Annotated in this window: 7 protein-coding genes; 2 read left to right on the plus strand and 5 right to left on the minus strand. The window is 41.3% G+C overall.

Annotated features, from left to right (window positions below):
• Positions 1-150: 150 nt before the first annotated feature.
• From F6K13_RS07215 to F6K13_RS07230, 4 genes are all read right to left on the minus strand, one after another.
• Positions 151-471, minus strand: a complete 321-nt coding sequence (locus F6K13_RS07215) for a dienelactone hydrolase family protein (protein WP_287287089.1) — start codon at positions 469-471, stop codon at positions 151-153.
• 321 nt (positions 472-792) lie between these two features.
• On the minus strand, positions 793-1374 hold the full coding sequence (locus tag F6K13_RS07220; protein WP_287287091.1) for a triacylglycerol lipase: 582 nt from the start codon (positions 1372-1374) through the stop codon (positions 793-795).
• Between the two features lie 201 nt (positions 1375-1575).
• On the minus strand, positions 1576-1761 hold the full coding sequence (locus F6K13_RS07225; RefSeq protein ID WP_287287093.1) for a hypothetical protein: 186 nt from the start codon (positions 1759-1761) through the stop codon (positions 1576-1578).
• Positions 1762-2062: 301 nt separating this feature from the next.
• Positions 2063-3409 (minus strand): nitrate/nitrite transporter, encoded by a 1347-nt coding sequence (locus tag F6K13_RS07230; RefSeq protein WP_287287095.1) that lies wholly within the window; start codon positions 3407-3409, stop codon positions 2063-2065.
• 92 nt (positions 3410-3501) lie between these two features.
• Here F6K13_RS07230 and F6K13_RS07235 point away from each other — a divergent pair, with 92 nt between their 5' ends.
• A complete protein-coding gene (locus F6K13_RS07235) occupies positions 3502-4623 on the plus strand; it encodes an AbrB family transcriptional regulator (protein ID WP_240039164.1) in 1122 nt (373 codons plus the stop codon).
• Here the strand turns inward: F6K13_RS07235 and F6K13_RS07240 are convergent.
• Entirely contained in the window at positions 4613-4885 is a 273-nt protein-coding gene (locus F6K13_RS07240) for a hypothetical protein (protein ID WP_124147225.1), read from the minus strand. The two genes, F6K13_RS07235 and F6K13_RS07240, sit on opposite strands and share 11 nt — an antisense overlap.
• 503 nt (positions 4886-5388) lie before the next feature.
• Between F6K13_RS07240 and F6K13_RS07245 the strand changes: the two genes are divergently transcribed.
• Positions 5389-9010 (plus strand): filamentous hemagglutinin N-terminal domain-containing protein (locus F6K13_RS07245; RefSeq protein WP_287287097.1); only part of this gene is annotated, 3622 nt, incomplete at its 3' end.

Consider the following 9010-nt stretch of genomic DNA (forward strand, 5'->3'; position numbering starts at 1 on the left):
CCTGCACTGCCGAACTGCGAACAGCCAGTAATCATTAATCCGCCAAGCTGATCGGAGGCTGGATCAACAAATGGGTCAGAGGCAAAACCATTACTCAACTGAATAGATGCCTGATTAGAGCGAGAAAGGGGGAGCTGCATTGCGATGGCTCTAGATCTGGTCGTCGGTCATGGCCTGAATCCAGCCCCGCATCGTCTGTTGGGCGGTGGGGTCGGCGGCCATGTCCTTCGGTTCGAAGTGGAGCAGGCGACCCTGCCGGTGATGCAGGTCGGGGGTGATGACCGTGTAGCCCTCGGCCGCCATGCGGGCCATGAATTCCCGGGTTGCGGGCCGGAGGCCGGGGGCGTCGAGGTACAGCAGCACGGCCGGGTGGGCGTCGCGATCGGTGGGGGCGTCGGTCGGGTGGGTGACGACGACGGCCATGGTGCCGTCGTCGGTTTCGGTGTCGATCGTTGCTTCGGTGACGTCCATGCCGGAACGCTAGCGCAACGGTGGGCAGGCGCCGCCGTTTTCGTGGGTCGGGGTGTCGTCGGCCCCGGTTTCGGGGTTCGGATTGGCGTCGGGCCCGGCATCCGGGTCGGGGGCCGGTGTCGGGTCGGGGGTCGGTGTCGGTGCGGGTGTCGGTGTCGGAGTGGGGGTCGGTGTGTTCGGGACGGCGGTCGCGGCGTCCGGGTCTTCTTCATCCAGTGGTATTGGAATCACATCTCCAATATAAGGGTTGGCGCTAGTTTCATCTACCACTAAAAAACCTACATTTCCACAGTAAGTTTTTTGCTTTTCGCAGTAAAATTCCTATGGAATTTTACTTAGCTTTTTGCTACTCCGATAAACATCTGTTAGTTCTCGCAACCGTGGATGGTGAGCTTCCAATTCATCAATGCTAACAGTAGTTTGGAGAATCCAACCCATATACTTAATCAAATTAGCCAGATTAGACCCAGAATGCGGTGTAGAAAAGAAAACAATACCTTGAGTTTGGTCTACAATTGCTTTCCATTTTGGATTTTTGAGATATACTGCACGATACAGCATCTGCTTTACCAAAAGTCCTCCCATACTATGAGTAATAAAAAATAGGGGGCGATCACCAATTTTGTAGGTGTCAAGAAGTTTCAGAATATTAGTAGCGCGATCAACTAAAGGCATACTCTCACCCTTCCAGTGAGAAGAACTTACCTCATATTTTAAAGACCAAATGCCCATATCTGGCAAATCTTCTCCCAACCAAACAGGCCAAAAATTGTCATCATCACTTTTTTCTTGAGGATGCCAAGTTTTACGAGGGTGTCCATCCAAACCATGAACAAAAATCACATCTCCAGTACGGTTTTGGTCATCACAGCCAGATATTTTTATGATTCTTGATTCACTCATATATTTCCCCTATTACTTTTTCTACTCTTTGTGACAACCGTTTTGATTTAGTTTCCGGAAATATTTCCAATAGTTTGCTAATCTCACCATCGTCCTCTAAATTCTCAAGAGTCACAAAATGAATATCTTAATAAGTAATTAGGAATATTATCGGCACTCGCTCCAGGTAAAATTACAGGAAAAGTTTTAACGCTTTTCTTCTTACTGCTTATGTAGCGCATATGTAAATAGTCCATTTCCATCTCTTGCCACTGCCCTAGACCATTTATTCCCACTCAGCAGACCCCAGGCCAAAAGTCCAGCTAACTGAAACTTTTTTTTAAACTGCCGGGTCTCGTTCCATTGAATTTTCTCCATTACCATATCTACTAAGCCTTGGTTAGCCATCCTCCAATAAGTAAGCCTAGTTAGTCGAAATTTTGGCGTTGCTGAATTGAAGTATGAATGTGCGATTTTTGGTTCTGGTCAAGCCCACTAAATCCCGAAAATTGGGGGACTTTTAGAGTTTTATTCCCCCCAAAATTGGGGGGCTAGGGGGGCTTGCATCATACCCAGAATCAGCAACGCCAAAATTTTCAATACTATTGAAGTACTCTAATAATAAGACTGTCAAGATAAAAGCCATAAACATCCATAGTATTTAGAGGAGGACATTTTTATTATACTAATTAACCAGACTTGATATAATTCATCTATCAAGTTTGCGAGGATGACGGGCAAAAAAGGTGAGAATTAAAATCAAAATTACCAATATCAAACAACCATAAAGACCAGGTTGATAAGAACCCAATTTATCTTTAAATATAGCTAAAAAAGAAGGTCCTATAGCACTAGCTATCACCAAAATCATCATCTGAAAACCAGAAATAGCACCCAAATAAGCTCTACCAAAAAAACGCGGTAAAGCTACTGCCGATAAAGTACCAAAACATCCCGTACTAATGCCAAACCCCACAATAGTTAATACCCGAAATAAAGGCACGCCAAGATTAGCAATAGAAGCAACACCTATTGCCTCACCAACCATCATAACCATGAATAAATATTTGATATTAACTCGGTCTGCAGCCATCCCCATCAAATAACCAACAATAGTAGATACAACTGCCTGCGGTAAAAATATACTTACTGTCTGTACTTGGGATAATCCAAATTCGGCACCAATATCAACGATATGAAAAGTGATACCTGTAAATATCAAAGACTGGGAGGATAATACTAATGTCACCACCCAAAACATAATTGTGCCGATAGCTTCAGCGCGGGTAAAATCTTGCAAGTTGTTTTCAGATGAGTTTTCTACTTCAACCGTAGGTGTTTGTACTTCTCCATCCATTAATAGACCGCATTCTTCAGGAAGATCGCGATAAAATACCCACCCTATTAACCCCATACCAATACCAACAACTGCTGCCATAGTTAGCCAAGCATTTCGCCAACCTAAAGTATTAATCAATGAACTTGAAACTAAGGGTGCCATAGAGAACCCAAAAACCATGAATAAACCATTAATACCAGAAACCAAACCCCGGCGACGGTTAAACCATTTACCGAGAGTTGTACGACTGGTCATAGTTAACATACCTTGGCCGGAAAAACGCAGGCAGACAAAACCTAATATCAGCATTAATAGCGCTATAGTTGAATCGGAAATTCTAGGAAATGCGTTACTGACGAGAGTAGTTAGGCGATCGCTAAAACTCAGATAACACAAAGTTAAAGCTAAACCTACTGATGCACAAACAACAGTTACTCGCGCCCCAAAACGGTCTAGCAATACTCCGCCATAAGGCAATAGTAAACCACTGGTCAAAGTACCAAAAAAATAAGCATTACTCAGTTGTAACCGTGACAGACCAGTAGCAGCTAGTAAATAGTCAGTAAAAGCACTCATCCCAATAGTTTGACCTGGTATGCTCATTATTACTCCAATGGTGCAAACAATTAAAATTATCCAGCCATAAAAAAACGGGAAATTTTTAGGAGCGAAAGGATAGTCGGGATGTAACAGATTTTTGGGAGTAATTTTAAGCATGAGATTAAATCAAGTTGAACCAGAATTATATTAGCTGTTCCCTGCTATATAAATATAAGTTGTCTGCCAAATTTTTTAATATATCGTTGAGCGTGTTAAACTACCAAGAAATTATCTCCAAATTATTAACTATCAAAAGTACCATTCTTCCCATAACCTTAGCTATTTTAGTAGGTTTTATATTCTATTGGCTAAACTTTCCCGTCGGTTGGCTGCTAGGGCCAATGATTGCCGGAATTATCTATGCGATCGCTAAAGGTACTCCCCAACCATTACCGAGAGTAATAATTATGCTGGGCAAAGCAATAATTGGTATTGCTACAGCATTTCGTTTTTCCCCAGAAACAATTAGTTTAGTTAGCACTTATGCTATTCCTGTAGTGGGATGTATTTTCATCACTGCTGCCTTGAGTATGTTGAAAGGCTATTTGTTGTCGTTGTGGAGTGGAGTTAGTCGCTCTACAGGTTTTCTAGCATCTATTCCTGGAACTGCTTCCGCTATTGTTGCTATGAGTGAAGAACTAGGTGCAGACCCTATTGCTGTTGCTATCCTTCAGTATTTGCGATTGTTATTAGTGGTATTTATTATGCCAACTGCTACCATATTCATGTTTCCAGCTATCGACCAGACTCAAATTACAACTTTATTAGCATCGGGTAAAACAAGCATACCCATGTTTGGGAATTTATTAATTATAGCAGGATGTTGTGGTTTAGGAATTTGGGGGGGAAATTTATTACGTTTGCCTTCCTCTGCTTTTTTAGGTAGTTTTGCAGTTGGGTTAACTACTTTGTGGGGAGCGCCATATCAATTACAAGTTCCTCAATGGTTATTTGCAGTTGGACTGCTGCTAGTAGGAATTTCTATAGGGGTTCAGTTTGACTGGGAAAATGCTCGCAAATTGTGGAAAGCTATTTTAATTGATATCGCACTGGTAATAGGGTTAATTATCGGTTTCTTTGGAGTAGGTTACGGGTTTTATAATTTGACAGAGGTGGACTTAATTACTTCTGTTTTAAGTTTCACCCCAGGGGGGTTAGAAGCCATGATCGCAACTGTTAATGAGTTGGGTGGTGATGCTGGTTTAGTTTTGGCAATTCAACTTTCTCGAATGTTAACTATTATCTTAGTGGGACCGGGGTTGACAACTCTGATACTTAAGAGAATGAAAATCTCTAGTGCTGCTACGCGGAAGTCAAAAGTCAAAAGTTGAAGTAGCAGTCAGCTATCAGCACTTCAGCAGCTAATATTATAGCACTTTTTAGGATAGTGAGGTACAATTTGAAAATTAGGCGTTGGTGAAAAGAGGTATGATATCTTGTCCGGATAAGAGCGCAAACAAAAAACTTTCTCCCTCTACTACTCTTTCTTCTTCTTTCTTCCCTCCTGACTCCTGACTTCCCCTCCTGGGAGGGGGAGGGGCGAGGGGTGGGTTGACTCCTGACTCCTAGATAATTAAGATTAATATCATACATTAATTCACCAATGCCGAAAATTAATCTTTTTTTCCCTACTGCCTACTCCCTAAAGTCCTAAAATTTTGTACCTCATCAACTCCAAAACTGCTGTAATAATTCTAGCAATTGATTAATCCAAAATCCTGTTCATCAAAAATCTCAAATCATTCGTCACTGTGCAACGCCAAAAATTCAACACTAATAATTACAATGCACCGCCACCCAAAATAGCAATATCAAGACTTGCGCAAAAATACTAAGTGTTGGCAATTCAACTGACTCGAATGTTAACTATTATCTTATTTGGGCCTGGGTTGACGACTATGATATTTAATCAAGATCGAAGGTTCTAATATTATATCGGAAGAGAAAAATTAGGCTGTTCTGTTTAGTGGCATAAACAGGAGGATCGTTGCTACAATCTCTAGAAGAAAAACACGATGATATTTTGACTAAAAATATTGTCCTTGCCTCATGCCTCTGTGTACTTATAATGAGTATTATAACTGCAGAAGTTTTTTATGAAAGCTAATAAATTAGAATCTTACAGTATAACAGCTCTGACTGTAATTTTAGGGATATTGGCTACAACTCCCGCCAAATCTCAACCCATAACCCCCTCAAACGACGGCACAGGTACAACCGTCAATCAAAACGGCAATCAATTTAATATTCAAGGTGGCGCTCATAATGGGACTAACCTCTTCCACAGTTTTGACCAATTCAACGTTCACTCCGGTCAAACAGCTAACTTTCTCACCACTCCAGATACTCGCAATATTTTCGGCAGAATCACAGGAGGTAACGCCTCAATTATCAACGGTCTGATCCAAGTCATCGGTAGTAATTCTAACCTCTTCCTGATGAACCCGGCAGGCATAATGTTTGGCCCAAAGGCTAGCCTTAATGTCCCCACCTCATTCAGCGTGACCACAGCCACAGGTATAGGTTTTAACAGCAATAACTTCTGGTTTCAAGCCATGGGAACAAATGATTATGCCAACCTAGTAGGAAACCCCAGTGGCTATCATTTTAATGTCTCAAACCCAGGCGCTATAGTTAACGAAGGGAACCTCAGTTTAAACCCAGGGGAAAATCTTACTTTGTTGGGTGGCACGGTTATCAACACAGGGCAACTCTCCACAGCAGGCGGCAACGTTACTATCACAGCAGTAGAAGGAGGTAGTACTCTGAGAATATCCCAACCAGGAAATTTATTAAGTTTGGAAGTAGGTTCAACAATAGCGAATGGGGAAGATATTTCTGGTATGACTCCCTTATCCTTACCCGAACTTTTAACAGGTGGAGAAATAACTCAGGCCACATCTATGACTGTGAATGGAAATGGTGATGTGGTGTTGATAGATTCAAATATCCTGGTAGCTGATTTACCAGGTACAGCAATTACTTCGGGAAATATCAACGTTTCGATCCCCCCTAACCCCCCTTATCAAGGGGGGGAGATGAATCGTTTCCCCCTTTTTAAGGGGGACGGAAGGGGGATCGAAGAAGGGGGGTATATGAATAGTCTTCCTCTTTCCCAGGGAGACTGGAGGGGGATTTCTCAAAGAATGGAAAGGAATACCAACTCCAGTTCCCTTAAAAAGGGGGGTCAGAGGGGATCTAATGTCGGAGGACAGATAAATGTGTTAGGCGATCGCGTAGCAATTATCGATGCCAATATTAACGCCGATGGTCTAAATGGAGGGGGAAGAGTATTAATCGGAGGCGACTTTCAAGGTAATGGAATAGTACCCAACTCTCAGCAAACATTTGTTAACAATAACTCATTTATTTCCGCTGAGTCTACCACAAATGGTGACGGCGGTCAAGTAATAATTTGGTCCGATGGAATAACTAATTTTGCCGGGAATATTAGTGCCAGAGGAGGAGAATTTTCTGGTGATGGAGGGTTTGTTGAAGTATCAGGAAAACAACAATTAATATTTGATGGAAATGTCAATGTTAGTGCAGCATTTGGCACCCCAGGAACAATATTATTAGACCCAGAAAATCTAACAGTGGGAGAGTTAGAAAATACTGAAAGTTCAGAAGATAATAATTCGGAAGTGGCATTTGGTGAAAATTCCGAAACCACAGAAAATGCAGAAACAGAAACAGTAGATAATAATTCGGAAGTGGCGTCTGGTGAAAATTCGGAAGTGGCGTCTGGTGAAAATTCCGAAACCACAGAAAATTCAGAAAATGTTGAGAATTCAGAAATAGCAGAAAATTCCGAAAATGCAGAAACAGAAACAGTAGATAATAATTGGGAAGTAGCATCTGGTGAAAAATCCGAAAATTCAGAAACCACAGAAAATCTTGAGAATTCAGAAATAGCAGAAAATACAAATTCAGAGATAGAAATAACTTCTACAGAAAATACTGAGAACTCAGAAACAATAGAAACAGAAACACCAATAGACCCCTTTGCTCAAGATCAAAATTCTGATGTCACAATTTCAGCAGAAAATATTGGAGAATTATCAGGAGATATAATTTTATTTGCCGACAACGACATAACAATTAATGAAAAGATAGAAACTACAGAATCTGTAGAATTAAAAGCAGGTCGCAATATTAACATCAATGCCGATATTGACACATCAATTGGCAATGGAAATATTGACCTACTCGGTAATAATGATGAAATGGATATTGCTAACCGGAGTGCCGGAGCAGCATCAATAAATCAATTAGATGGAACAACATTAAATGCCGGAAGTGGCACCATTAATATTCAGTTGGGGAACTTAGGAGAAGTAGGGGATATAAATCTGGGAAACTTAACAACAACAGGGCAAATTTTAGTTAATGCCAATGGTGGAAATATTGCCAGAGTTTCTGATAGTTCAATTATTAATGCGGGTAGTGTTTTATTTGAAACAAATGGCAGTGGAGGAATAGGTTTAACTGATGCACCTTTGCAGTTGAATGTAGAAAATTTAGAAGCTGTTTCTGGCAGTGGTGGAGCATTTTTTGATGTGTTGGGAGATGTGAATATTGGTGATGTGAGAGAGGATGTTAATGGTATTGTTACTGCTGGGGGAGATATAGAAATTCAGAGTGCAGGAAATGTGACTTTAACAGAAAGTATTTTTATTTCGGAGCAAGATGCTACAGAGAATAATTCTGAGGTAGCATCTAGAGAAAATACAGAAGTTGATAGTGGGACAGGTGGTGCAATTAATATTGAAGCTACGGGAGATATTGTTGCTACGGGTAGCGGAATTACAGCTAGTGGGGAAAGTGTTTCTTTGTCTGGAACAAATATTACGATCAATGATGAATTTGATGAAACTTCTGGGGATGCGGATGTTAAGTTGGCAGCTACAAATGATATTACAGTTGAGGATATAGAGGATGATGCGTTGGAATTTCTGCCTGGGGAAGGAGAGATAGAATTTCGGGCAGATGTGGATGGAGATGGAATTGGTGCTGTGACCATGTTGCATAACGAAGCGGATGTTGGCAGTGATGCGGATACTATTAAGACCAATGGGCGAAATTTAACTATTGCAGGTGCCGGTCTTGTTTTGGGGAATATTGATACTTCGGCGTTGCCAGTCTATTTTGGTGGGGAGTTGCCAGCAACTGTAGATGTAGATGAGGATGGAGCTATCAACTCTGCTTCTGGTCAAGGAAATGGAGGTGCTATTAACCTTAATGCTATTTCTGGAGATATTCTTACAGGTTCGTTAGATGCTTCATCTGTTGATAGTGATGGAGGCGATATAGAAATAAATGCGGTAGGGGATATTACTACGGCAGAGATTATTACTAATTCTGGTGAATTTATTGTTGATGAATTTGGAAGAGAAGAAACCAACGGTGGTAGTGGCAATGCTGGTAATATTAGTATAGAAAGCACAACCGGCTCAATTGATACTACAATAGGCTCAGTTTTTGCTCGTTCAGTTTCAGGAAATGGAGGAAATATTACCCTAGATGCAGGAGCTAACATTGAGATGGCATCACTTGATTCCTCTTCTCAGGCATCAGAAGGTAACTCAGGAAATGGAGGAAATATTATCCTAGATGCAGAAGGTAACATTGAGATGGCATCGGTTGATTCCTCTTCTCAGGCATCAGAAGGAAACTCAGGAAATGGAGGAAATATTACCCTAGATGCAGGAGCTAACA

The organism is Okeania sp. SIO2B9 (genome assembly GCF_010672505.1).
Lineage (GTDB): Bacteria > Cyanobacteriota > Cyanobacteriia > Cyanobacteriales > Microcoleaceae > Okeania > Okeania hirsuta.

What these genes read in the sequence shown, in the direction of transcription:
- F6K13_RS07215 (WP_287287089.1), bottom strand. Translation starts at nt 471, where the DNA reads ATGGACGTCACCGAAGCAACGATCGACACCGAAACCGACGACGGCACC.
- F6K13_RS07240 (WP_124147225.1), bottom strand. Translation starts at nt 4,885, where the DNA reads ATGTATGATATTAATCTTAATTATCTAGGAGTCAGGAGTCAACCCACC.
- F6K13_RS07230 (WP_287287095.1), bottom strand. Translation starts at nt 3,409, where the DNA reads ATGCTTAAAATTACTCCCAAAAATCTGTTACATCCCGACTATCCTTTC.
- F6K13_RS07225 (WP_287287093.1), bottom strand. Translation starts at nt 1,761, where the DNA reads ATGGCTAACCAAGGCTTAGTAGATATGGTAATGGAGAAAATTCAATGG.
- F6K13_RS07220 (WP_287287091.1), bottom strand. Translation starts at nt 1,374, where the DNA reads ATGAGTGAATCAAGAATCATAAAAATATCTGGCTGTGATGACCAAAAC.